Below are 24,537 nucleotides of genomic sequence, written 5' to 3' on the forward strand. Positions count from 1 at the left end.
CGCAGCCGTTCGGACGCCGCGCCAAGGATATACCGATCGGATATCGAGGGGGAATTTGACTTTGAAATCAGCAGGGTGGAGCCTCGCGAAGGGAAAACGCCGCACCATTGCGGCGGCGCTCTGCTCCGTGCTCCTGGCCTCCTGCACCTCGGCCGGAGACCCCACAATGTCGGTTGGCATGCCCGGCTACAATGCCTCCGCGTCGGACATCAACGCAGCCTCGACAAACAAGCCGATCGTGGCCGGCGATTCGTCGTCGCAGACGGCGACCACGCAGACCACCGTGATGGCGGAAGGCGACACAGCGCTGCCCGAGACGGTCGCCTACGTGCCGATTACCAAGCCGCAGGCGGCCTTCCCGCTCACCGCGCCGGCTGAAGCTGAAACGATTGCCGGAAACACGCCGCAATCGCTGGAGCAGCAGCCGCAGACGGCGCAGCAGACCGATGCGGCGGCGCAGAAGATCGCCGCCGCCGACGCGGCCGTGACGGCGCCGAAGCAGGCCGCCACACCGGCGATGAACAATCCGGTCTATGTGACCGCTGGCGAGGCGCAGCAAGCGGAGGCGCCGAAGAAAAGGGGTTTCCTGGCCTCGATGTTTGGCGCCACGCCGGCTTCGGCGAAGCCCGCTCCACTGGTCAACACGCGCGCAGGCGAACAGCCGGCTGTGCAGGCCAAGCCCGCCCCGGCGGCGGCAAAGCCGATCATTACACTGGCCTCGGCCGATTCCACGGCGAAACCGGTGCAGCTGGCTTCGCTCGGCGACGACTCAGGTCACATCACCGGCAGCGATGCCCTGCCGGGCGTCCGCCAGACGGCGCTGTTCGAGATCAAGCGCAAATCCGGCCTCGACGACGAAAGCGACGTCGACCTCAACGAGGATGAAGGTTCGGGCGGCCTCTACCAGGTAGCCTCCGCCGCCGGCATGGCGCGCCTCGCGCCTAACGGCCTCTTGAAGCAGAACGAGAGCGTCGACGTGGCGTGCCTCAAGCCCTCGCTGGTGCGCGTGCTCAAGACGATCGAAGGCCACTACGGCCGCAAGATGGTCGTCACCTCCGGCTATCGCGACCCCGCCCGCAACCGCCGTGCCAACGGCGCCAAGAATTCGCTGCACATGTATTGCGCCGCCGCCGACATCCAGGTGCCGGGCGTCTCGAAATGGGAGCTGGCGAGCTACGTCAGGACGATGCCCGGCCGCGGCGGCGTCGGCACCTACTGCCACACCGAATCGGTCCATGTCGACGTCGGCCCCGAGCGCGACTGGAACTGGCGCTGCCGCCGGCGCAGCGGTGGCGAAGGCTGACCAGGGCCGGTTCGGCTGGACGCGCCAAAGCGCGTCGCGCTGAAACGGAGCTCACTGTTGAGCGACATGCATTTCATCGGGCCGCTTCCGCAATCGTCTGAAAAGTGCCCGGAAATCCACGCGGCGGCTGGTGACGGCCGCCAGAAAAATTGCCGCTGGCGCTGCGTGAATCACTCGCTTCGGCAGGCGGGAAAAAAGTTGTCCAAGCCGGCACCTGACGGGTTGCCGGTTGCGCACAACGCCAGTATAAGCCGCTTTTATCTGAGCGCGCCCATCGTCTAGCGGTCAGGACACCGCCCTTTCACGGCGGTAACAGGGGTTCGATTCCCCTTGGGCGTACCAGCTTCACTCGATGTCCCCTCCGCTCCTTTCGGCGTCAAGAGCTATTGCGCCGGACAGGGTAACACCCCCTTCCGAAACGTCATTTTACGTGTTGACCATTCCGCCGCCTCGACCTTGTCGAGGGCAAGGCTCGATGGTTAAATCGGCTTTCCCAGGGGGATGCTAATATGGCAGTTCACCTTTCGGCGGATGCTCGAGCTCCTGCGGCGACGCCGCCACAAAGATATCTCTTTGGCCCGCTGGCCGACTTCCTCATGCTTGGCGGCAGCGCATTCCTGATTTTGCCGGCCCTGTTCTTCTTGCCTACCAAATACGACAGCCTTGTTGCGGCGGCGATGTTTTTCCTGGCCTACTTGATAAACTATCCGCATTTCGCCCACTCTTACCAACTCTTCTATCGCAATTTTGGAAGCAAGGTGCGCGGCGAGGGATACGACAGGGGCCTCCAGATCCGCTACATTTTCGCCGGCATTGTCGTTCCCCTGCTCATGGTCGGGTTTTTTGCTTACGGCTCGATAACGGCGAACGCCCGGCTGCTCGGAAACGCAGCCAACGCGATGTTCTTTTTCGTGGGCTGGCACTACGTCAAGCAAGGCTACGGCATGTTGATGGTGGACGCCGTGTTGAAGCGCAGGTTCTTCACCAATCCGGACAAGAAAATCTTGCTGGTCAACAGCTATGCCGTATGGCTGTTCGCATGGCTTCAGACGAACACGGCGGTCAGCCAAGCAAAATATTACGGCTTGGAATATTATACGTTTGCCACGCCTGCGTGGCTCAACACGATTGCGCTGTCGGCCGCGGCCGCTTCCACGGCCGCCACCGTCGTGATGCTGATCAATCGCTGGAGTAAAAATGGCGGCAGCCTGCCGTATAACGGCGTCGTCGCTTATATCGCGTCCCTATATCTTTGGATCCTGGTCGTGAGAATAGACCCGCTCTGGCTGCTCGTGGTGCCGGCTCTCCATTCGCTGCAGTACCTAGCCGTGGTCTGGCGCTATCAAAGCAATGTCGAGCGTGACGGTCCCGATGCACGAAAGGTTCCGGACTCCAGAATCCTGTCCGTTCTTGGTCCGATCTACAGGACGCGAGTCCTGGGGTTCGTCGTCGCCGGCGGGATCCTCGGCGGTCTCGGTTTCTGGCTGATCCCGGCGGCACTGACTGCCTTGATCCCTTACGACAAGGAAGTCCTGGGTTCGTCGCTGTTCTTCTTCATAGTGCTGATCTTCATCAACGTGCACCACTACTTCCTTGACAACGTCATGTGGCGACGCGGCAACCCCGAAGTTTCAAAATATCTGTTACGCTAGCGGTGGCATGGACCGGCTGTGGGACGCCTTGCGGAGCACTTCAGGCGGAAAGAATTGGCATCGGCTCAGCGGCCGCGCCGGCCGATATCTCTTTTTGCACGGCGAAGAAGAACCTGCGCACCTCGTCGCTGGCCGCCGCCCTGTCCGTGCCTGACCTGACGACGAGATCGAACAACTCCGTCGCCTTGGCCCTCCAGAACGAGGTGGCGCTGTCGCCATGCAAACTGTCGAGCCTGGCAGCCACCTCCCGAACCAGGAATGCCTGACGGTCGATCGGGAATGCACGGATTTTTTCTGGGGACATCTTCCGAACCACGAGACTGACGCAACGAATCAACCATTGCCGAACAAGCATGGCGTAGCCGCGAAAGTGGAAACGGAAGCTTAATGGCATCGGCATCGATGCGCCGTTCGGCCAGGAGAACGAAGAGCGCAGCGCACCTCAGGCTTGCAGCCCTCTCGCCTGGCCACCGCGCTTGCGCGGCGCCATCATGTCCCGGGCCATCAGCCCGGTCACCCGGCAGAACGCCATGAACGCCCGGCAGGCATCCTCGGTCTTGACCACGTCCACGGTGGCGCCGAAGCAGGCGTTGAAGGCCTTCTGGTAAATCGGGCCTTGCCGGCGCAGCGGCCAGGCCTGGAGAAAATCAAGGGCCTGTTCGACGCTGTAGATCTCCTCGACAGGCAGGCCGGGTCCGGGCGCGATACGCACCGGCACCTCGAATTGCAGTCTGTCCATCCGCCATCTCCCGAACTGTCGTCACCAGCGGCAACGCCATCCGTCGTAAAAAGTTGCTCTGGCCTGTCGCTACCGCAGGAATGTGGCGTCTCCGCGGTCATGGACGTTTTGCCGCAGCCGCCGCAAGCAAGCGCCAAGGCGCCCGGCCTTGTCGAACGCGGGCGCCTTGGCGGTCCGGCTACTGGTTGGCGGGATCGGTCTCCGCACCGAAGGCCATGCGCACCGCCGTAAGCAGCACGAGAGCAGACGGCACAGCGAAAATCCCGCCAAGGACAAGTGCCCCTGTCGCCGAAAGGCCGAGCGTCTCCGTCAGCGCCCAGTAGACGGTTCCGATACAGATGAGCGCCTGGACGGAAAGGAAAATGGCGGCGCAGGCCGCGCGCGAAAGGCTCTTGAGTGTCTTGATACGTTGCATGGAAACAATCCGGAAATGACGCGCTACGCACCGCTGCGCGACCGAAGCCGCCGCGCGGATCGAGGCGCGAACAGGAAGTGGTTTGAGTGAAGGAGCGGTTGAAACCGCTCAGGCCGGAACCGATGGCGGCGCGCGCGGCTGATTGGCAGTCGCCCACGGTGTGCGGGCGTCCCCGTCGGCGGCGACGACCTCTGCCGGCGGAACCGAAACAAACCAGGAAAAGACGGTGTCCCGAGCCGACAGGGCCGGATGGCCGCCGGCGAACTTAACCAGGGCCGGCCGGCCGGAACGAACTTCCAGCGCCTGCGCCTTGCCGGTGATGCGCAGCAGCGCCGCCGCTTCGCCGGACCGCTCCACGCCGGCGCTGGCGACACCGGAGGCTGCTCCGGCAAAGACGGGCACCTCCGCCCGGCCAAGCGACAGCATCGCCAGCAGCACAAGGCTCATCAGCAATGAGCAGGCCGCCTTCAACGGCGCTTCAGGCAATCTGGCGTGCTCGACGCTCATGAAATCTCCAAAAACCTCCCTCGCCCTACCGCACGGTCGACTGAAAGGGAAGGAACAAGGGCGTCAAGGACACCGGGGCGCGCCGAATATCCCTGCCGCTTGGTCGTGTCCGGGCAGTTCTTCCTTGAACCTTTTGCCCTCAAGTGCCAAATCTGGGGAGATTTTCACGCCGGCTCCCTTGCAGAGCCACACCGGCAAGACGGACACCAATGGTCACTTATCTCGACGCCGCCACGGCACCGCTCAGAAACACCGGCCAGATCCGCCTCTATGGCGAGGAAGGTTTTGCCGGCATGCGCAAGGCATGCGACCTCACGGCGCGCTGCCTCGACGAACTGGTGCCGATGGTTGCGCCCGGCGTCACCACCGACACCATAGATCGTTTCGTTTTCGAGTTCGGCATGGATCATGGCGCGCTGCCGGCGACTCTCAACTACCGCGGCTACACCAAGTCTTCCTGCACCTCGATCAATCATGTCGTCTGCCATGGCATCCCCGACAACAAGCCGCTGAAGGATGGCGACATCGTCAACATCGACGTCACCTACATCCTCGACGGCTGGCACGGCGATTCCTCGCGCATGTACCCTGTCGGCACCATAAAACGCGCGGCGGAACGCCTGCTCGAAGTCACCCACGAATGCCTGATGCGCGGCATTGCCGCGATCAGGCCCGGCGCCCGCACCGGCGCCATTGGCGCGGCCATCCAGAGCTATGCCGAGGGCGAGCGCTGCTCGGTGGTGCGCGACTTCTGCGGCCACGGCGTCGGCCAGTTGTTCCACGACGCGCCCAACATCCTGCATTATGGCAGCGCCAATGAGGGCGTCGAGATGCGGCCCGGCATGATCTTCACCGTCGAGCCGATGATCAACCTCGGCCGGCCGCATGTGAAAGTCCTGTCGGACGGCTGGACCGCGGTGACACGCGACCGCTCGCTGTCGGCGCAATACGAACACACGATCGGCGTGACTGACACCGGCTGCGAGATCTTCACGCTCTCCCCCAAAAAGCTCGACCGCCCCGGCCTGCCGGCCTAATGTTTCGTTCTCCCGGCGCTCGCGGTCGGGGAGCTGGGGGGCAGACGAGATGTCAGGTGACGACGACGAGCGCAGTTTCTTTGCAGAAAAGCCTGCGCAGCTTTCCGCGACCATGCACTCTCCTGGGACAGCCGGGCCTGCCGCGAAGACCAAGGGGATCGAGGAGAAGCCGCATTATCTCGGCCATCGCGACCGTTTGCGCGAACGCTTCGCCTCGGCAGGTCCCGACGCCCTGCCCGACTATGAGCTTCTGGAACTCCTGCTCTTCCGCCTGATCCCGCGCGCCGACACCAAGCCGGTCGCCAAGGCGCTGCTCTCCCGCTTCGGTATCCTGGCCGAGGTGCTTGGCGCGCCCGTCGGCCTCCTCCAGGAGGTCAAGGGCGTGGGCCCGGTGGTAGCGCTCGACCTGAAGGTCATTGCGGCGACGGCCCAGCGCATGGCGCGCAGCGAGGTCCATGGCCGCGAAATCCTCTCCTCTTGGCAGCAGCTTCTCGACTATTGCCGGTCAGCCATGGCCTTCGAGGCGCGCGAGCAGTTCCGCATCCTGTTCCTTGACAAGAAGAACACGCTGATTGCCGACGAGGTGCAGCAGACCGGCACTGTTGACCATACGCCCGTCTATCCGCGTGAGGTGGTCAAGCGCGCTCTCGAACTGTCGGCGACGGCAATCATCCTGGTGCACAACCACCCGTCGGGCGATCCGACGCCATCGCGTGCCGATATCGAGATGACCAAGGAGATCATCGACGCGGCCAAGCGGCTGGGCATTTCCGTGCATGACCACATCATCATCGGTCGCAAGGGCTATTCCAGCATGAAGGGCTTGCTGTTGATCTAGATCATCGGCTCGGCGAAGCTATCCGAATGAAAGCAGGCAATTCGCCGGCCCGGTCTTTCGGCTCAAGAATTTGAAAATCGTTCAATTCTGGAACGAATGGCCCGAAATTGAGGCCATATCGCCATAGTTTTCCAAATTCACTCGCAGATTCCAGACCTTTTAGAACATAATTCCGTTGAGGGGCGGCTTTTCCGTTGATACCGTTTGAAACGCTTCAATTGGAACCTGCCATTGCAACGCAAGCGCCCGACCATAGCGGATGTCGCACGCGCCGCCGGTGTCTCCATCGGAACGGTGTCGAACTTCATCAATGGGACCGCCGGCCTGAAGGAGGCCACGCGCGAACGCATCGAAAAGGCGATCGCCACGCTGATGTACCGGCCGAGTTCGTTTGCGCGTTCGCTGCCGGGCCGCGCGCCCCACAGGCCGAAGAATCTCGATCATCTGCCGAGGCTCCTAGTCGCGGGCCGGGTCAGTGTCGACTTTCTCTGCCGCGTGGACGTCCTGCCGCATCGCGACGACCGCATCACAGCCAGTCATATCGAGAAGGCGCTGGGCGGGCCCGCGGCCAATCTCGCGGTTGCCGCCGCCGGTGTTGGGGCGCCCTACGCTCTCGACGTGGAACTGGCGACGGCGGTCGGTGAAGACCCGGAGAGTGACTGGGCGCTCGGCGCGCTTTCCAAACTGGGCGTCCACGCATTGCCGATCCGCAACACGCCCAACAACCGCCTTTCGCAAGCCATCGTGATCATCGAGCGCAATGGTAGCCGCACGATCATCAGTGAACCGTTCGAACTCGGCGAGATCGATCTGACCGCCAATCTGGACATCCAGCCCGAGCCGCGCCCGGCCTGTCTTCACATCGAAGGCTTCCACTACGAAACGATGACCGCTTCCATCGCGCGCTTTCATCAGGCCGGCTGGAGGGTGAGCCTGCATTCGGCCGGCCTGCCCAAGAGCGCACGCACGCCTGAAACCTTCACGCAGATGGTCCGGCACATCGACCTGACCTTCATCAACGATGTGATGATGCGGGAGATTTTCGACTTTCGCTCCAGGATGGCGACGATGATCGAAGAGGTGCGGCTGATGCTGGCACGCATCAAGCCGCGCGGAACGGTCGTGCTCACTCTCGGCGAGTTTGGCGCGGTCGTCTTTCCGGCGAATGGCGGACCGCAGATCGAGGTGCCGGCACTGCCTGTCGACCGCGTCGATGCGACGGGCGCCGGCGACAGCTTCGCCGGCATATTCCTAAGCCTCTGGCTGCATGGTGCGTCGCTGGACGACGCCGCCCGCCATGCGGCGATCGGCGCGAGCCTGACGACCACGGTCGAAGGCGCACAGGGCTACATCGCGGATTTCGCGACTTTGAAGGCCGCCGCCTTGGCGAACAACGCCATGTTGGCAAGCTGAACCAACAACTTACGGGAACCCAGGAGAGTATTGGTTATGGCGAAAACAAGAGTGCTTCTGGTCGGCGAGAGCTGGATGAGTTCGGCGACCCACTACAAGGGGTTCGATCAGTTCGGCAGCGTCACCTTTCACCTGGGCGCGACGCCGCTGGTCGATGCCTTGAAGAGCAGCGAATTCGACCTCGACTACATGCCGGCCCATGAAGCCGTCGAAAAGCTGCCTTTCACCACGGAGGGCCTGTCGCAATACAAGGCCATCATCCTCTCCGACATCGGCGCGAACTCGCTGCTGCTTCACCCCGATGTCTGGCTGCACGGCAAGACAGTGCCCAACCGGCTCAAGCTTCTGCGCGACTGGACGCAGGCCGGTGGTGGCATGGTCATGATCGGCGGCTATTTCTCTTTCCAGGGCATCGACGGCAAGGCGCGCTGGCACCGCACGGCCGTCGAGGAGGCGCTGCCGGTAACCTGCCTCCCCTATGACGACCGGCTCGAGATTCCCGAAGGGTTCCGGCCTGAAATCACCGGTCCCAAGGATCACCCGATCTTTGCCGGCATCGAAGGCGAATGGCCGCTGCTGCTCGGCGCCAACGAGGTCGTCGCTCGCGATCGCGACGACGTCGAAATCCTCGCACGGTTGCCGCAGGATCACGGCGGTCATCCGCTGCTGGTCACCGGCCGCCATGGCCAGGGCCGCACGCTGGCCTGGACGTCGGATATCGGCCCGCATTGGCTGCCCAACAGCTTCGTGGAATGGCCGGGCTATGCGCGTCTTTGGACCAACGTGCTGCGCTGGGTCAGCAAGGCCGTCTAGCCGACCAGCAACCGCCGGGGAACCGCCATGACAGAACCGTTTCTTGTCGCCAGAAATATCGCCAAGCGCTTCGGCGCTCTGACCGCGCTTGCCAATGTCGACCTGGAGATCCGCTCCGGCGAGGTGCTGGCGCTTCTCGGCGACAACGGCGCCGGCAAATCCACCTTCATCAAGATCCTGGCGGGCGCCCATCCGCCCAGCGATGGAAAGCTTCTCATCGAGGGCAATCCGGTGGCTTTCTCCTCGCCCAAGGATGCGGCGTCGTCGGGGATCGCGACGATCTTTCAGGAACTGGCGCTCTCGGAAAACCTGTCGATTGCCGAAAACGTCTTTCTCGGCCGCGAATTGAAACGCTCCATTTTGGGTATTCCCTTCCTGAAGCGCAAGGAAATGCGCCAGCGCGTCGACGGCCTGCTGAAAGAGCTCGACGCGCATATTTCCGATCCGGAAGCACCCGTCGGCAGCCTGTCCGGCGGTCAGCGCCAAGCCGTGGCCATCTGCCGGGCCCTCAATCTGAATGCCAGGCTGGTCATCATGGACGAGCCGACGGCGGCCCTTGCCGTCGCCGAAACCCGCAAGGTTCTGGCACTGACGCGGCGGCTTGCCGCGCGCGGTTGTGCCGTCGTCCTCATCAGCCACAACATTTCCGAAGTGTTCGAGGTCGCCGACCGCATCGTGGTGTTCCGGCGCGGCCGCAAGGTGGCCGAACGGCTGGCGGCCGAGACCAATCACGAGGAAGTCGTTTCGCTCATAACAGGCGCTCATCCCGACGTGCGGGCGCTTGAAAAATCAAACTGAAATGCACGTCCATTCCAGAGAGGATAAACCAATGCTTTCTCAACTCAAAAAAGCGCTCGCCGTTTCCGTGCTGTCACTCGTGGTCGCCACGGCGGCGCATGCCGCCGACAAGCCCAAGGTCGCCTTCGTCCCGCAATTGATCGGCATACCCTATTTCAATGCCATGGAAGCCGGCGGCAATCGCGCCGCGAAGGACCTGGGCGTCGATTTCATCTATTCCGGCCCCGTCGACACCAACCCGGTCGATCAGTTGCAGATCGTGCAGAACCTGATCGACCAGGGTGTCCAGGCGATCTCGGTCAGCGTGCTGGATGCGTCCAGCATCGCGCCCGTCGTCGAGAGCGCCAAGGCCAAGGGCATCAAGCTTTTCACCAGCGACAGCGATGCACCCGACAGCGGCCGTGCCGTCTATGTGGCGCAGGCGACCGACGAAGGGCTCGGCACGACGATCATCGATGAGTTGGTGAAGCGCGTCGGCGAGGACGCCACGATCGGCATCGTCTCCGGCGAGGCGACGGCGTCCAATCTCAACGCCTGGATCGGCTTCATGCAGAAAGAGGCCACCGCCAAATATCCGAAGCTGAAACTGCTGGCTCCGCAATTCGCCGGCGGCACGGCCGAGCGCGCCGCGCAGATATCAGGCGATCTCATGGCCGCCAATCCCGACATCAAGGCCATCATCGCCGTCGCATCCTCGACCTGCCCGGGCGTCGCCCAGGCCATCGAAACCGCCGGTAAGATCGGCTCCGTCATCGGCACGGGCTATTGCAGCCCGAACACGGCGCGATCCTACCTGAAGAGCGGCGCCTTCGGCTTCACCGTGCTGTGGGATCCCGAACAGCTGGGCTATCTCACGGTCTGGGCCGGCAAGCAGTTGATCGACGGCAAGAGCTTCGAAGCGGAAAACAAGATCGCCGGCCTCGAAAAGCCCGCCACCTATGATGCCGCCAAGGGCATCCTGCTGCTCGGACCGCCGGCGGTCTTCACGAAGGACAATGTCGACAAGTTCAACTTCTGAGCCTTGGGATGAACACGGTGCGACAGTTTGGAAACGGCGTTTTGGCCATGAACGGGCGGGAGTGGTCCTTGCTTGCCGCCTGTCTCCTGGCGATCGTCATCTTTTCTGTCGCATCGCCCCACTACGCGACGCCAGGCAATGCGGCGACCGTCCTGCGCAACAGCGTCGAACTGCTGCTGATCGGCCTTGGCATGACCTTGCTGCTGGCCATGGGCGGCATCGACGTCTCGATCGGCATCGTCATGGGTCTGGCGGCAATAGCGATCGGCCGTGTGCTCGGCGCCGAGGGCAATCCGCTGCTGGCGCTCATCGCTGGCCCTGCGGTCGGTGCGCTGCTCGGCTGCGTGACGGCCACCGTCGTCGTCCTCGGTCGCGTTCCGGCAATCGTGGGAACGCTCGGCCTGCTTGGCGTCTACCGCACCGCCGTCTTTGTCCTTCTCGGCGGGCAGTGGCTCTCGGGCCTGCCCTCGAGCCTCACCAATCTTCTGGCAACCACCGTACTCGGCATTCCAGTCCCAGCCATCGTCATTGCCATCGCCTATCTGGTCGTCTGGCTGGCGTTGCGGCGAACCCCCTACGGGCCGCACCTGCTGGCGATCGGCAATTCCGAGGAAAAGGCCCGGCTGTCCGGAATCCCCGTGGTCAAGGTACGCTTCATGACCTTCGTCATCAGTGGCGTCCTGACTGGCATTGCCGCCACGTTTTACGTCGCCACCTACCGCAATGTGGAGATGACGATCGGCAGCACGCTGGCGCTCGATGCGATCGCCGCGGTCATTCTCGGCGGCACGAGCATATTGGGCGGCAGATGCAGCTTGATCGGCACGGTCTTCGGCGTACTGCTTCTGAGAATTCTCCAGAATGGATTGCTCCTGATCGGCGTCCCCTCGCTTTGGCAGCCTGTGGTTACCGGCGTTCTCATCATCGGCGTGCTTGGCTTCGAAGCTGTCTCCAACCGGCTGCCGCTTGCCCAATTCCTGCGAGCCCGCGCATGAACAGGATCCGGAACCTGCAGGGCCCCGCCCTCACTTTGGCTCTGCTGTGCGGCCTCTGGCTGGTCGTTATTGTCGGCCTGCTGGCGCTCAAGCCCTCGGTCTTCAATCTTGGCACCGTCACCACGATTTTGCAATTTTCGACGATCCTGGCCCTGGTCGGCCTTGGACAGGCGCTGGTCGTCCTGGCCGGGGGCGCGGGCATCGACCTGTCCGTTGGCGGCGCCGTTTCGCTCTCGGCGATCGTTGCCATGCTTTCCCTGAAGCTGGGGTTGCCGCCCCTTCTGTTGCCGGTCGTCTGCATCTTGGCTGGCGCTGTGCTCGGTGCCTTGAACGGATGGCTGGTGAACGAGCTCGCCCTTCTCCCCTTCATCGCGACGCTGGGAACATTCTTCGTCTATTCCGGCCTCGCGCTTGCGGTCACCGGCGGCGCGGCGCAGTCCGGCGTGCCCGCCTGGCTGCTCGTTTGGGGGCGCGGTGCGATTATGGGCATCCCCGTGCCTTTCCTCACGCTCGCCGTCCCCTGCTTCGCGCTTGCCGGTCTCGTGTTGCTCTCGACGGCCTGGGGGCGCTGGATCTATGCCATGGGCTTCAACGAGCGCTCGGCCAAACTGGTCGGCATTCCGGTCGATCGCGTACGCTTCATTCTCTACGTGCTGAGCGGCGCACTGGCCGGTGCTGCCGGCCTCGTCTCTCTCGCCTGGCTCGGCAGCGGCAGGCCCAATATCGGCCAGAACCTCGAACTGGAATCGCTGACCGCGGCCATGCTGGGAGGCATCGTCATCACCGGCGGACGCGGTGGCGTCGGCGGCGTGTTCGCGGCCGTCCTGCTGCTGGTCACGCTGAAGACCGGCCTTCTGCAATTGAACATCAACACGGTCTGGCAGGTGGGGATTGTCGGCGCCCTTCTGGTTTTCGTCCTTCTCGCCGACCGACTTTCCCAACGTTGGAGATAACAATGCCTTCCATGGAAGAGACCATCGCCGCGCGCGTCGAGGCAGCCGCCGAGCGCATCGTCAAGACGCTGAGCGATCTCGTCGCCTTCCCTTCGATCGTGAAATCGAATCCGAAGGAGGCCGGCCCCGGCGAGCGGGATTGCCAGCTCTACCTGCAAAAGCGCCTTGAGGCACTCGGCTTCTCGACCGATCTCTGGGATCCAGACGGCCCGGCACTCTACGAAAAATACAAGGGATGTGCCGGCGCCAACAAGGGCAGGACGTTCGAGGGCCGGCCCAATCTCGGCGGCGTTTTGAAAGGCACCGGCGGCGGGCGGTCCATCATGCTGACCGGCCATATCGACGTCGTGCCGCCGGGTGCCGCCGGGCACTGGACCACCGATCCCTTCCAGCCTGTCCTGAAAGATGGATTCCTGCACGGTCGCGGCACGGTCGACATGAAGGGCGGCGTCGCTTGCATGCTGATGGCGGTCGAAATCCTGAAGGAACTCGACGTTTCCCTCTCCGGCGACGTCGTCTTCACCACCGTCGTCGACGAGGAAATCGGCGGCATGGGGTCGCTCGCCATGGTTGATCGCGGCTTTCGCGCCGACGCCGGCATCATGACGGAACCGACGGCGAACAGGATCGCACCGCTTTGTCACGGCATTCTGTGGGGCAAGATCATCATCGACGGCATAGGCGGCCATGCCGAACTGACGCCGAACGCCTGGTATTCGAGCGGCCCGGTCGACGCCGTCCAGCTTTGCCGGCAGATCCTCGACGGCATCGACATCCTCAACCGGCGATGGATGTTCGATCCCAGGAAGAACCACCCGCTGATGGACCTGCCCAACCAGATCATCGTCACCCAGATCAATGCCGGCGAACATCCATCCTCCATGGCAGGACGCGGCGAGATCATCATCGACGCACAGTATCTGCCGAGCGAGCATGACGAGTTCAGGCTGGGCGGCAATGTCAAACGCGAAATCGAAGAGCACATCGCCAATGTCTGCCAGGCGGATCCTTATCTGCGAAAGCACCCTGCCCGTGTCGAATGGATCCTCGATGCCGATTGCGCCGAGATCCCGTCGGACAACCCCTTTGTCGGCCTGTTCCAGGAGGCCGTCAAAGCAGCCGACCTGTCGCCGGCCCTGAGCGGCTTCGGCGCACACAGCGACATCGGCCTGCCGACCGGCCTGGGCAACACCCCGACCGTCAACTTCGGTCCTGGCGATCCGGCGCAGGCGCATCAGCCGAACGAGCGCGTTTCGGTGCGCGATCTCGTCGACTGCACGAAGGCCATCGCCTTAGCGGTGGAGAAATGGTGCCGATAGTTTTTAGCTGACTGCGAGCGGCAGGAAGTTTGCGGAAGACGTCCGGGAGGAGCGGCGAGAGCAATTCCAGGAAAAGTGTGTACGGTTTTCCCGGGAAAAGCGCGTAGCGCTTTCCCTATGGAATTGCGCAAAAACAAAGAGATAGAGCGGTTCGCCGTTTCCATGAAACGGTGAACTGCTCTAAGAGGCCGCCCGTCAGCCACCAAACCTCGGCTCGGGAACTCCGGTCACGCCAAGGCCGGTGATGGCGAACAGGCTGCCGCGCAGCACGCCATCGCCGGGAAAACGCGGCAGCGGCGGCTTGGCCATCGAGGTGACGTAGAGCGTGTCGAGCTTCGGTCCGCCGAACATGGCGCTGGTGATCTTCTTCACCGGCATGTCGATGATACGGTCTATGCTGCCGTCCGGCGCGTAGCGCACCAGGCGGCCGTCATAGACCAGCGCATTCCACAGACAGCCTTCGGCATCGACGGTCGAGCCGTCGGCGGCACCACCGCGGCTGGTATCGACGCGAACGAAGGTGCGGCGGTTGCTGGCCGTACCGGTCTCGATGTCGTAATCATAGGCCCAGATCTCGCCGGTCCAGGTGTCGGCGAAATAGAAGGTGCGGTCGTCGGGGCTCCAGCATGGACCGTTGGAGCAGATGATGCCGGAATCGATCCTGGTGACGGAGAAATCCGGATCGAGCCTGTAAAGGCCGCCGGACGGCCCCTCTTCCATCGTGTCCATCGAGCCGGCGAAGAAGCGGCCGCGCCGGTCGACCTTGCCGTCGTTGAGACGGTTCATTGGCTTGTCCGGCTCCGGATCATGGATCGGCGTCACCTCGCCGGTGGCGAAATCGAGCAGATGGAAACCGCGCTGCAACGAGACGACAGCGCCGCCGCCATCCTTGCGCAGCGCCATCGAGCCTATCTTCATCGGCACGTCCCAGGAGCGGATCTCGCGCCCGTCGGCGGTCGCGCGGAAGACGCGCCCGTCGAAACTGTCGATCCAGTAGAGACGCTCCTGCTCGACGTCCCAGAGCGGTCCCTCGCCAAGCGTGGTCTTCACGTCCACCACGACTTCGATCTTCATGCCGTCCTCCTCTTTGCTCGCGCGGCGATTGGCTGCGTCAGAAAGCGACCTTGTCGCCGCCCTTCAGCGACAGGATCTCGCGCGCTTCGTCCGGCGTCGCCACCTCCATGCCGAGCCCCTCAATGATCTTGCGCGCCAGCACGACCTGCTCGGCATTCGACTTGGCAAGCTTGCCCCTGCCGGCCCACAGGCTGTCCTCCAGCCCGACCCGGATATTGCCGCCGAGGGCCGCCGACTGCGCGGCGATGCGCAACTGGCTGGCGCCGGCGCCGAGCACCGACCAGCGGAACTGGTCCCCGAACAGCCGGTCCGCTGTGCGCTTCATATGCGCGACATCCTCCGGATGCGTGCCGATGCCGCCCAGCAGGCCGAACACCGACTGCACGAAGAAGGGCGGTTTCACCAGCCCACGGTCTGCGAAGTGGGAGAGATTGTAGAGATGCGCGATGTCATAGCACTCGAACTCGAACCGCGTGCCGTTGTCGTAGCAAGTCGCGAGAATGTACTCAATGTCCTTGAACGAGTTGCGGAAGACGAGGTCGCGCGTCGCTTCCAGATGCGGCTTTTCCCAGTCGAACTTGAAGGTCTCGTATTTGTCGGCGAGGTGATAGAGCCCGAAATTGATCGAGCCCATATTGAGCGAGGCTACCTCCGGCTTGAACTGGGCGGCCGGGCGCACCCGCTCCTCGACCTTCATGTAGGGGCTGCCGCCGGTGGTGATGTTGATGGCGGCGTTGGTGCCTTGCTTGACGCGCGGCAGGAAACGGGCAAAGGCCTCCGGCGTCTGGTCGGGCTTGCCGGTCTCCGGATCGCGGGCATGCAGATGCAGGATCGCGGCGCCGGCTTCCGCGGCGGCGATCGCCTCCGAGGCGATCTGGTCCGGCGTGATCGGCAAATAGGGCGACATGGTCGGCGTGTGGATCGCCCCCGTCACCGCGCAGGTGATGATGACCTTGCCCCTGGCCGCCGTGGCGCCGGGCTTGCGGCTGGTTTCTTTCATTGTCCGAACTCCTGATCCGATTTCTTCTTGTGCGCCGCCAGCGCCATCAGCCGGCGATCGCGCCATACCTGCCGATCGCCCAGTTTCTCCCTGGGCAAGCGCCTGCTACGCTCGGCCTCGACGGTTTCCATCACCTCGCCCGCCCAGTCGACGCGACGCAGCATCTGCGGGAAAATATTGGAATAGATGCCCTGGTAGCGCTCGGCATAGTCGCGCACGCCGCCCGGCGCGTTGAGATCGATGGTCTCGAAGGGCCCCATGAACGACCAGCGCAGCGCCAGCCCGTCGCGGATGCCGATATCGACGTCCTCGACGCTGGCATAGCCGTCGGCGACAAGCCGGAAAGCTTCCTCGAGCAGCGCCCCTTGCAGCCGGTTCATGATGAAGCCGTCGAGCTCGCGCTTCATCACCAGCGGCGCGTGGCCGGCATCGAGGAGGAAGGCGCGCGTCCTTTCGAGCGTCTCGGCGGACGTCCACGGCGCCGGCACCACCTCCGCCGCCGGAATGAGGTAGGGCGGGTTGATCGGATGCACGACCAGGCAGCGGTGCCGCCCCGGGAGATGATCGGTGAATTTCGACGGCAGCAGCGCCGAGGTGGAGCTGGCGATCACCGCCTGCGGATCAGAGAGGGAATCGATCCGCGAAAACACCTCGCGCTTCACTTCGAGATTTTCCGGTGTGTTCTCCTGGATATGCACGGCGCCGGCCAGAGCCGCGTCCAAGTCTCCCATGACGACGATGCGCTCGAGCACCGCGTGCGCGGTCTGTCCGCGCAGCAGATCATTCGAAGCGAGATCGCCGAGCACGCCTTCTATGTAGTCTCGCGCGCCGCCTGCCGCGACCGGCGACTGGTCCCACATGCGCACATCATGGCCGGCGCGCGCGAAGCTGATCGCCCATGCCCGTCCGATGAACCCGCTTCCGACAATTGCAACCCTGGCCATGGCTTGCTCCTCAAAGCGTTTCGACGTTGCCGTCGACGCCGAGCGACTGGCCTGAAATGTTGATGCCCGCGTCGGACAGCAGGAATGCGACCATCGAAGCCACGTCGTACGGGCTGGTCATGCGGCGCAACGAGATGTTCTGCAAATAGCGTTCGGTCATCTCCTGATGGCTGATGCCGACCTGTTTGGCGCGTGCCGAGATAACGCTCTCGATGCGCGGCCCCTCTATGATGCCCGGCAGGATGGCGTTGACCCTGATCCCGTGCGGCCCAAGCTCCTTGGCAAGGCTCTGCGTGAAGCCGATGACGCCGAATTTGGCCGCCGAATAGGGCGTGCGGAACGCATAGCCGTGGCGGCCGGCCGCCGACGACATCGAGACGATCGAACCGCCGCCGGCCCCCTTGATGAGCGGCACGGCGCGCCGTGCGCACAGGAACTGGCCGGTCAGGCCGATGTCGAGACAGCGCCTCCAGTCGGCCGGATCGATTTCGTCGACGCCGCCGGTCGGCCCGGCGATGCCGGCATTGTTGATCAGTGCGTCGAGGCCGCCGAGTTTCTCCTCCACCGCCTCGAACAGCCGGTCGACATCGTCGTCGCGCGACACGTCGGCCTTGACCGCTGCGACGAGCGCCATCTTCTTGGGGGCGGCCGCCAGGGCTTCGTCGGACACATCGCAGACGACGATGCGCGCACCGAGCCGCGACAGCGTTTCGGCAATGGCGAAGCCAATGCCGCCGGCGCCCGCCGTGACCAGGACACGTTGCCCTTTGAGCCCCGCCAGGAATTCGTCGGGCGATTTGGGTGCGCTCGTGCTCATCATTCCATTCCCTTCATTGAATGCGTCTTTCACGCAGCGCCATGACGGCACCGAGCACCACCAGCCCGAACAGGATCGCCCGTGTGGCGTAAGGCAGCGTCGTGCCGGCCAGCAGCATCTGCAGCGCCGTCAACAGCAGCACGCCGCCGAGCATGCCGAGATAGTGACCGCGCCCGCCGGTGATCAGCGCGCCGCCGACCACGACAACGGCGATGGACGGCAGGAGATAGTCGTCGCCCATGCCGAGGCTGGCCTGGCCGGAAAAGCCGGTCAGCATGACGCCGACGATGGCCGCGCACAGCGCTGACAGCATATAGACGAAGATCAGCGTCCGTCCGACGGCGATGCCCGAAAGCTGGGCCGCGCGCGGGCTGTTGCCAATGCCGTAGACCTTCCGGCCGAAGGCGGTGCGGCCGAGCAGCAGCACCGCAAGGGCCACGAAGACGACCATGAACGGCACGACCGGCGTCACTACCCATATCTTGCCGGTCATGAACCAGCGCAGCATCGGCGAGGAGAAGCCGGCCGGCGTGCCTTGCGAATAGAGAAGCGCGAAGCCTTGCAGGATGCCGTTGGTGGCGAGCGTCATGACGATCGGCGAGATGCCGAGGAAAACAATGCCGACGCCGTTCGCCAATCCGATAAGACAGGCGATGGCCAGCACCACCGGCAGCGCATAAACGAGTGCCGCGTCCGATCCGTTGACCATGCCGGCAAGAAGGATGCCCGACAAGCCGATCGTCCACGGCACCGACAAGTCGAGCCCGCCGGTGAGGATGACGCCGCCCTGCCCGAGCGCAAGCACGGCAAGGAAACTCGACAGCACGAACAACGAGTTCCAGTAGGTGGGATTGAAGATGGCCCGGCCGAGCCAGATCTGGGTGACGATCATGACGGCGGCCAGGCAGACGTAAGCCGGCAGCGCGTAGCGCAGCGTCTCGGCATTGCGCATGCGAAAGCCGGGTGCCTGTCCCGGAACGGCGGGCTTGTGGGCGATGCGCAGCCTGCGGTCGGTGGGGTCGAGTTGCGACGGCAGCATGCCGGCGCGCCATGCGGCGAACCGCGCGCGCAAGGCGCGGACCTGGTAGGCAAGCACGGAGCCATGCGACAGCGAGCCCGCGAGCACGGCAAGGATGAGGATGGTGCCCTCGGCGATGGTCGAATAATAGGCCGAAACGTTGAGCACGAGCAGGACGTTGACGACCATCATCAGGATATAGGCGCCGAAGACGGTGCCGAACGGACCACCCTGCCCGCCGCCGAGCCGCGTGCCGCCGACCACGACGGCGGCGAACATCGACAGCAGCAGCGGATTGCCGACGAGCGGATCGCCGCTGCCGGTCTGGGCGCTGATGAACACACCGGCAAGCCCGTAGCAGCCGCCGGCGATGACATAGACGAGGAAGCGCACGAGAGCGACGCGCACGCCGACCGCGGCAGCGGCGTCCGGATCGCTGCCGACCGCGTAGAGCGCCGTGCCGAACCGCGTGCCCTTCAGCCAGAACCATGCCAGCAGGACCACGCCGATGACGACCAACGGCATGGGCAACCAGCCTGGGATCGCGTCGCCGAGATAGAAGGCGCCGAGATCGGGCGAGACGAAGCCGCCGGGCTTGTCCATGACCAGCAGTGTGATGCCTTGCAAGATGAACATGGTCGACAGCGTGACGACGATGGGCTGCATGCGCAGCACCGCGATGAAGAAGCCGTTGAACGCCCCGACGAGCATGCCGACGCCAATGCCGGCCAGCGTCCACAGCCAGACGTTCGTTCCGGTCGCCATCGGATCCATCGACGTGGCCAGCACCACATTGACCAGCGAAACCACGGCGCCCGCCGACAGGTCGAAGCCGCCGGACAGGATGACGATGGTCTGGCCCATCGCCGCCAGCGCCGAGGTGGCGCCGCCGCTCGACAGGAACGAGATATCGAAATAGGTGAGCCGCCCGGCGCTGATCAGGTCGACGACGACGAGCAGCACTGCAAAGACGATCGCCGCGATAATAGCGCCGCGATGCCGCGCCAGGAGGCGCACCAGGGATCCGGCCTGCCCGGTTGCCGTCGAACCGACCGCGCTCACTGTGCTGCCTCCAGCATATTGCCGCCATGTCCCAGCGCCGGCCGCATGATCGCGCTCTCGGTGATCTCGCCGCCGGCGAGTTCGGCCACCAGCCGTCCGTCATAGAGGACGAGCACGCGGTCGCATTGATGGACGAGTTCGGGAATCTCGGTCGAATGCAGCAGGATCGAGCCGCCGGCCGCCACATAGTCGCGCATCATCACGTAAAGCTCGTGCTTGGTGCCCACATCGATGCCGCGGGTCGGGTCGAAGAGCAGCAGGATGCGGCTTTCGGCAACCAGCCATTTGGCGATGGCGATCTTCTGCTGGTTGCCGCCGGAAAAGGCGCCGGCCCTTGTCCACAGCGCACGCTTGTCCACCTCGACCGTCGAGAAGGCCGCCTGCACGGCGCGTGCTTCCTCCTCCTCGCGGATCAAGCCGAGCCGGGTGAAGCGGCCGACCACCGGCAGCGATGCATTCTGCCGGCCCGACAATTTCAGGAACAGGCCTTCGGTCTTGCGATCCTCCGGCACCAGCCCGATCGCCATGTTGGGCCTCAGCGCATCGGCCGGCGAGCCGAGCCACACTTTGCGGCCGTCGACCATGACGTGGCCGCGTTCGATCTCGGCCATGCCGAAGCAGGCGAGGAACAGGTCTAGCTGGCCCATGCCCTGAAGTCCGGCGATGCCGAGGATTTCGCCCCTGCGCAAATCGAAACTGGCGCCGTCGAGTTTTCTGCCCGCCTTGAGGTCGCGCACGCCGAGCACCGGCGGACCGAAGACGGCCGCGCCCTCGGGCTTTGGCGGAAAGGTCTGCGCGAGGGCGCGGCCGATGATCTTCTCGATCACATCCTCATCCGAGATGTCGGCCACCGGTGCGGTGATGATGTGGCGGCCATTCCGAAGGATGGTCAAGGTATCGCAGAAGGCCCGCACCTCACGCATGCGGTGGGTGATGAACACGACCGTCGTTCCGGCGGCCTTGAGCCGCGCGATGATTGTTCCCAGCCATTCGACGTCGCCGCCCGAAAGCGTCGAGGTCGGCTCGTCCAGCAACAGGATGCGCGGCTTGCGGTAGACGGCGCGCGCGATCTCGATCTTCTGGCGGACCGCGAGATCGAGCGTCGCAACCTCGGCGTCGAGATCGACCGAAAAACCGAGATCGGCAATGTGCCGGCCGACTGCCTTGCGCGCGGCCGACCGCCTGATCAATCCGGTCGGGCCGGATGGCGCATAGGGCAGCAGCATATTGTCGAGAACGCTGAGGTCGCGGACCAGCGTCATCTCCTGGAACGCCGTCTGCACCCCGCGGTCGTGCGCGGCGCGCGGCGAACCGAGCGCGGCCGGCGCGCCAAGGATGCTGATCTGGCCCTGATCGGGCCGCACCAGTCCCGATAGGAGCTTGACCAGCGTCGACTTGCCGGCGCCGTTCTCACCCAGCAAAGCGTGCACGCTGCCAGGCGAGATCGCGAAGGAGACGTCGTCAAGCGCGACCGTCGCGCCAAACGCCTTGCGTATGCCGTTGACGGCAATAGCCGGCACATGCGTTGTTGAAGTCATCATTCCCGGTTCCGGCATGCCATGCTTGCGGGCGCGTGGAGCCCACAGTGCCCCACGCGCACGGATTGCTGAAGCCTACTCCTCGGGCTGGCCGACGAGCGCCGCGTTGAGGCCGATCTCGGGCGTCTGGTCGGAGAAGATCGACGCGAACCAGCCGGGGTTGGAAACCAGCGACGGTTTGAAGGTGTTGCATCCGGCCTTCATTTCGGCCCAGGTGCCCTCGTTGCAAAGCTTGCTCGTCTCGTTGGTGACGATCGGCAGCGGCAGGATTGTCGCTTTCGGCACATCCTTGCCCTCGATCGCCTCGATGGCGAGCTTCAAGGCGAGCGCGCCGGAATAGGGCGGCGAGGCATAAGAAATGCGCGGCGCGCCGAGCGGTGCATAGGGAGAAGCAGCACCCTCGACCTCCGTCCCTTCCGGCAGCATCTGGATGCGGCCGCCATTGGAGCCTTCGCCGGCGCAAGGCAGAAGCTGGCTGGCCTTCCTGCCCGCCTCGAGCTGCATCGAATTGGCGGTGAAGCAGCCCACCTGCATCCACAGCCCGTTAATGTCGTCCCAGTTGCGCGTGGCCAGAATCTTGGAGAGTTCGGTGCGTGCCACCGCCTGGCTCCACATGCCGACCGCTTCGCCGACGATCTTGATGTCGGGATATTTGGCGAACACCGCCTTGGCGGCTTTCGTGCGCAGCTCGTCGACCGAGGTGCCGGGAACGCCGGTCACGGCGATGATGTTGCCCTTGCCGTTGAGCTTCTTGGCCAGCCATTCGGCTGTCACCCTGCCAGCCTCCTCCTGGTCGATATGGACATTGTAAGCGCAGGGCTCGGTGATCTCGGCGTCGTAGGCGAAGACCTTGACCCCCTTTTCGCAAGCATTCTTGACCACTTGGTTCAGCGCCGTCGGCGAGATCGGATAGATCACGATCGCCTCCGCTCCCGCCTGCACCATGGCGTTGATCTGCTGGATCTGGCGCTGCGCGTTCGGTCCGGCCACCTGGACCTGCAGGTCGATCTTGTCGACCATGCTCTTGTGCGCGGCCATCGCCTTGACCATGTTCGCCGCCTCGGCCTGCCAGTCATTGCCGATGAAGCTCATGCTGAGAAAAATCTTGTGTTTTTCGGCGGCCTCGGCCGCGGAGATGCCAAAAGCACAGGCAGCCATGCCTGCCAGCAGCGCAAGCCGCCGGGCTTTCAATCCGATACCCATATGAAACTCCTCCCGATCCGAACGATCGGATGCCTCCCAAGGGCACGAGACGTGACCTTGCCATCCGATATCGGCAACCGTATCACCATTTGATCAAAGATCAATGATGAAATATGCTCGCGGCGAAGCGACGGCCGGGCGCTTGACGCCGCAGCCGGAAGCCTGCATTCCGGATAGGGGTTATGGCGCAGCTTGCGCGGGAAGGTTGAGGGGAGATGGCTGGAGCGGCGTTCAGAAAGCCGGGTGTCGAGATCGCGCCCCTGTCCAAGGAGACCTTGCAGGACAGGGTCTATCGCCATGTCACCGAATTGATCCTCGACGGCAGCATCGTGCCGGGCGAGATGGTAACGGTGCAAAGCCTTGCCGATGCTTTCGGCGTCAGTCCGATGCCGGTCAGGGAGGCCCTGCGGCGCCTGACCGCCGCCAACGCGCTGATGGTGGTTTCAGGCCGCTCGATCGGCATTCCCGCACTCAGCCGCACACGCCTCGTCGATCTGAGAAACGTCCGCTTCGAGATCGAAGCGATCGCCGCCGCATGGGCGGCCGAGCGTATGGACGACCAAGCTATCGCCCGGCTGCGCCAGCATCTGGACGCGCTCGAACAGGCCAATGCGGCGGGAGACGTCAAGTCCTATCTGCGCGCCAACTACGCCTTTCATTTCTCCATCTACCGGGCGGCCGGCTCCGAGAACATTCTCAACATCATCGAGAACTTGTGGCTGCAGATCAGTCCTTATTTCAACATGCTGCACGATTCCGGAAACTATTCGACCGCCAATGCGCACCATCAGGAGATGTTCGCTGCGTTGCGCGACCGGGATGCGGAAGCGGTCAAGGCCGCGGTCCGCGCCGACATCGACGCCGCCTTCGACGTTCTGGTCGGCCTGCTGAAATAGCACAAACGAAACTTCGTCGGCGCGAAGATCGAAATCCGGGCTGCCGGCCGGGCTTGGCACACCCCACCGTCGACTTCGCCCAAACGATCCGGCGCAGGCGCATCAGCCGGACGAACGCGTCCCCGTGTGTGATGGACGGCTCCTCTCGAAGGGTTGGCGCAGGCAAGGCGGGATTTTTCCCGTCAAGACAGTCGGCTCTAGAATTGCGACCCCAAATCAAGCTATGATGCACTTGGCATTTCCGGAGACGGCTTCGCGCCCCTGGAATGCCGGGAGGAACGGGACATGGCCTTCGCGCTTGTACTCGTTTTGATAGTTGTGGGCTCGGTGCTGTTCCACCTCCTGAGCCCATGGTGGTGGACGCCGATTGCCTCGAACTGGGACTATATCGACAACACCATCATCATAACTTTCTGGATCACCGGCGTCGTCTTTGCCGCCGTGGTTTTGTTCATGGCCTATTGCGTCTTCCGCTTCCGTCATCGGGAAGGCAATCAGGCGGCGTATGAACCGGAGAACAGGCGGCTCGAATCCTGGCTGACGGTTGTCACCGCGGTCGGCGTAACGGCTTTGCTGGTTCCCGGCCTGTTCGTCTGGAACCGGTTCGTCAACGTTCCGAGCGACGCAACCGTGGTCGAAGTTGTCGGCCAGCAATGGCAATGGAGTTTCCGCCTGCCCGGCAAGGACGGCAAGCTCGGCACGTCCGACACCCGCGGCGTCACCGCTGACAATCCGTTGGGCGTGATCACCAGCGATTCCAATGGCCAGGACGATGTCGTGGTCGAAGCGGCCGATCTGCATCTGCCGGTTGGCAAGCCGGTCAAGATGTTGCTTCGCTCGATCGACGTGCTGCATGATTTCTATGTGCCGGAATTCCGCGCCAAAATGGACATGATCCCGGGCTCGGTCACCTACTTCTGGTTCACCCCAACGAAAACCGGAACCTTCCAGGTCCTGTGCGCTGAACTCTGCGGCCAAGGACATCCGATGATGCACGGTGTGGTGATGGTCGATACGCAGGAGGATTACCTGGCGTGGCTTGGCCAGCAACAGACGTTTGCGCAATTGTCGGCGCCCCAGCAGACGGGCTCGGCAAGCCAGGCGTCGGGTCCAACGACGGTGTCAAGTTCGAGGATTGCAGCAAAGCTCGAAACCGTCGGGTCTCGCTAAAAAGGACACGGAGGT

General features: G+C 63.7%; 25 protein-coding genes and 1 tRNA gene. 15 read left to right on the forward strand and 11 right to left on the reverse strand.

The window, feature by feature from the left end:
• The first annotated feature begins 55 nt into the window (after nt 1-55).
• The 4 genes from FJ951_RS20470 to FJ951_RS20485 all read left to right on the forward strand — a co-directional run bounded on the left by FJ951_RS20470 (nt 56) and on the right by FJ951_RS20485 (nt 2,955).
• Nucleotides 56-1,303 (forward strand): YcbK family protein, encoded by a 1,248-nt coding sequence (locus FJ951_RS20470; protein ID WP_140517071.1) that lies wholly within the window; start codon nt 56-58, stop codon nt 1,301-1,303.
• 57 nt (nt 1,304-1,360) lie between these two features.
• Nucleotides 1,361-1,585 (forward strand): hypothetical protein, encoded by a 225-nt coding sequence (locus FJ951_RS20475; protein WP_140517073.1) that lies wholly within the window; start codon nt 1,361-1,363, stop codon nt 1,583-1,585.
• Nucleotides 1,571-1,645: transfer RNA gene (locus FJ951_RS20480), tRNA-Glu, on the forward strand. The genes FJ951_RS20475 and FJ951_RS20480 overlap by 15 nt, the downstream gene beginning before the upstream one ends.
• Nucleotides 1,646-1,812: 167 nt before the next feature.
• On the forward strand, nt 1,813-2,955 hold the full coding sequence (locus FJ951_RS20485; protein ID WP_140517075.1) for a hypothetical protein: 1,143 nt from the start codon (nt 1,813-1,815) through the stop codon (nt 2,953-2,955).
• 40 nt (nt 2,956-2,995) lie between these two features.
• Here the strand turns inward: FJ951_RS20485 and FJ951_RS20490 are convergent, their stop codons facing one another.
• The 4 genes from FJ951_RS20490 to FJ951_RS20505 all read right to left on the reverse strand — a co-directional run bounded on the left by FJ951_RS20490 (nt 2,996) and on the right by FJ951_RS20505 (nt 4,616).
• The gene (locus tag FJ951_RS20490) at nt 2,996-3,355 is read right to left on the reverse strand and encodes a DUF6074 family protein (RefSeq protein WP_246671067.1); all 360 of its coding nucleotides are present in this window, start codon (nt 3,353-3,355) and stop codon (nt 2,996-2,998) included.
• 42 nt (nt 3,356-3,397) lie between these two features.
• Entirely contained in the window at nt 3,398-3,694 is a 297-nt protein-coding gene (locus FJ951_RS20495) for a DUF982 domain-containing protein (RefSeq protein WP_140517077.1), read from the reverse strand.
• 178 nt (nt 3,695-3,872) lie between these two features.
• The gene (locus FJ951_RS20500; RefSeq protein ID WP_140495812.1) at nt 3,873-4,109 is read right to left on the reverse strand and encodes a hypothetical protein; all 237 of its coding nucleotides are present in this window, start codon (nt 4,107-4,109) and stop codon (nt 3,873-3,875) included.
• Between the two features lie 108 nt (nt 4,110-4,217).
• Nucleotides 4,218-4,616, reverse strand: coding sequence for a hypothetical protein (locus FJ951_RS20505; protein ID WP_140495811.1), 399 nt, complete (start codon nt 4,614-4,616; stop codon nt 4,218-4,220).
• Between the two features lie 209 nt (nt 4,617-4,825).
• Between FJ951_RS20505 and map the strand changes: the two genes are divergently transcribed.
• The 9 genes from map (at nt 4,826) to FJ951_RS20550 (ending at nt 13,800) form a co-directional block, all read left to right on the forward strand.
• Complete coding sequence (gene map / locus FJ951_RS20510) at nt 4,826-5,653, forward strand: type I methionyl aminopeptidase (protein WP_140517079.1); 828 nt, start codon at nt 4,826-4,828, stop codon at nt 5,651-5,653.
• 49 nt (nt 5,654-5,702) lie between these two features.
• On the forward strand, nt 5,703-6,491 hold the full coding sequence (radC, locus tag FJ951_RS20515; protein WP_140517081.1) for a DNA repair protein RadC: 789 nt from the start codon (nt 5,703-5,705) through the stop codon (nt 6,489-6,491).
• Nucleotides 6,492-6,722: 231 nt separating this feature from the next.
• On the forward strand, nt 6,723-7,904 hold the full coding sequence (locus tag FJ951_RS20520; RefSeq protein ID WP_140521013.1) for a PfkB family carbohydrate kinase: 1,182 nt from the start codon (nt 6,723-6,725) through the stop codon (nt 7,902-7,904).
• 36 nt (nt 7,905-7,940) lie between these two features.
• The gene (locus FJ951_RS20525) at nt 7,941-8,717 is read left to right on the forward strand and encodes a glutamine amidotransferase (RefSeq protein WP_140495807.1); all 777 of its coding nucleotides are present in this window, start codon (nt 7,941-7,943) and stop codon (nt 8,715-8,717) included.
• A gap of 27 nt (nt 8,718-8,744) precedes the next feature.
• A complete protein-coding gene (locus tag FJ951_RS20530; RefSeq protein ID WP_140517083.1) occupies nt 8,745-9,515 on the forward strand; it encodes an ATP-binding cassette domain-containing protein in 771 nt (256 codons plus the stop codon).
• A gap of 31 nt (nt 9,516-9,546) precedes the next feature.
• Nucleotides 9,547-10,533 carry an autoinducer 2 ABC transporter substrate-binding protein gene (locus tag FJ951_RS20535; RefSeq protein ID WP_140495805.1) on the forward strand — a complete coding sequence of 329 codons (987 nt, stop codon included), beginning with the start codon at nt 9,547-9,549 and terminating at the stop codon, nt 10,531-10,533.
• A 68-nt stretch (nt 10,534-10,601) separates the two neighbouring features.
• The gene (locus tag FJ951_RS20540; RefSeq protein WP_224518945.1) at nt 10,602-11,528 is read left to right on the forward strand and encodes an ABC transporter permease; all 927 of its coding nucleotides are present in this window, start codon (nt 10,602-10,604) and stop codon (nt 11,526-11,528) included.
• A complete protein-coding gene (locus tag FJ951_RS20545; RefSeq protein WP_140517085.1) occupies nt 11,525-12,481 on the forward strand; it encodes an ABC transporter permease in 957 nt (318 codons plus the stop codon). The genes FJ951_RS20540 and FJ951_RS20545 overlap by 4 nt, the downstream gene beginning before the upstream one ends.
• 2 nt (nt 12,482-12,483) lie before the next feature.
• Nucleotides 12,484-13,800 carry an ArgE/DapE family deacylase gene (locus FJ951_RS20550; protein WP_140517087.1) on the forward strand — a complete coding sequence of 439 codons (1,317 nt, stop codon included), beginning with the start codon at nt 12,484-12,486 and terminating at the stop codon, nt 13,798-13,800.
• 195 nt (nt 13,801-13,995) lie between these two features.
• Here FJ951_RS20550 and FJ951_RS20555 read toward each other — a convergent pair whose 3' ends face one another.
• From FJ951_RS20555 to FJ951_RS20585, 7 genes are all read right to left on the reverse strand, one after another.
• Nucleotides 13,996-14,874: an SMP-30/gluconolactonase/LRE family protein gene (locus FJ951_RS20555; protein ID WP_140517088.1), complete on the reverse strand. Its 879-nt coding sequence runs from the start codon at nt 14,872-14,874 to the stop codon at nt 13,996-13,998.
• A 37-nt stretch (nt 14,875-14,911) separates the two neighbouring features.
• The gene (locus FJ951_RS20560) at nt 14,912-15,874 is read right to left on the reverse strand and encodes a 3-keto-5-aminohexanoate cleavage protein (RefSeq protein ID WP_140517090.1); all 963 of its coding nucleotides are present in this window, start codon (nt 15,872-15,874) and stop codon (nt 14,912-14,914) included.
• Nucleotides 15,871-16,818: a 3-hydroxyacyl-CoA dehydrogenase gene (locus FJ951_RS20565; protein WP_140517092.1), complete on the reverse strand. Its 948-nt coding sequence runs from the start codon at nt 16,816-16,818 to the stop codon at nt 15,871-15,873. Before FJ951_RS20565 ends, FJ951_RS20560 begins: the two co-directional genes overlap by 4 nt.
• Before the next feature lie 10 nt (nt 16,819-16,828).
• Nucleotides 16,829-17,635: an SDR family oxidoreductase gene (locus FJ951_RS20570; protein ID WP_140495799.1), complete on the reverse strand. Its 807-nt coding sequence runs from the start codon at nt 17,633-17,635 to the stop codon at nt 16,829-16,831.
• A gap of 13 nt (nt 17,636-17,648) precedes the next feature.
• Nucleotides 17,649-19,715: an ABC transporter permease gene (locus FJ951_RS20575; RefSeq protein WP_140517094.1), complete on the reverse strand. Its 2,067-nt coding sequence runs from the start codon at nt 19,713-19,715 to the stop codon at nt 17,649-17,651.
• Nucleotides 19,712-21,253, reverse strand: coding sequence for a sugar ABC transporter ATP-binding protein (locus FJ951_RS20580; protein ID WP_140517290.1), 1,542 nt, complete (start codon nt 21,251-21,253; stop codon nt 19,712-19,714). Before FJ951_RS20580 ends, FJ951_RS20575 begins: the two co-directional genes overlap by 4 nt.
• A 75-nt stretch (nt 21,254-21,328) precedes the next feature.
• Nucleotides 21,329-22,456 carry a sugar ABC transporter substrate-binding protein gene (locus tag FJ951_RS20585; protein ID WP_140517096.1) on the reverse strand — a complete coding sequence of 376 codons (1,128 nt, stop codon included), beginning with the start codon at nt 22,454-22,456 and terminating at the stop codon, nt 21,329-21,331.
• 215 nt (nt 22,457-22,671) lie between these two features.
• Here FJ951_RS20585 and FJ951_RS20590 point away from each other — a divergent pair, with 215 nt between their 5' ends.
• The gene (locus FJ951_RS20590; protein WP_140495796.1) at nt 22,672-23,352 is read left to right on the forward strand and encodes a GntR family transcriptional regulator; all 681 of its coding nucleotides are present in this window, start codon (nt 22,672-22,674) and stop codon (nt 23,350-23,352) included.
• A 285-nt stretch (nt 23,353-23,637) separates the two neighbouring features.
• The gene (gene coxB / locus FJ951_RS20595) at nt 23,638-24,522 is read left to right on the forward strand and encodes a cytochrome c oxidase subunit II (protein WP_140495795.1); all 885 of its coding nucleotides are present in this window, start codon (nt 23,638-23,640) and stop codon (nt 24,520-24,522) included.
• The last annotated feature ends 15 nt before the right edge of the window (nt 24,523-24,537 follow it).

Origin of the sequence: Mesorhizobium sp. B2-2-3 (assembly GCF_006442405.1) — a bacterium.
GTDB lineage: Bacteria > Pseudomonadota > Alphaproteobacteria > Rhizobiales > Rhizobiaceae > Mesorhizobium.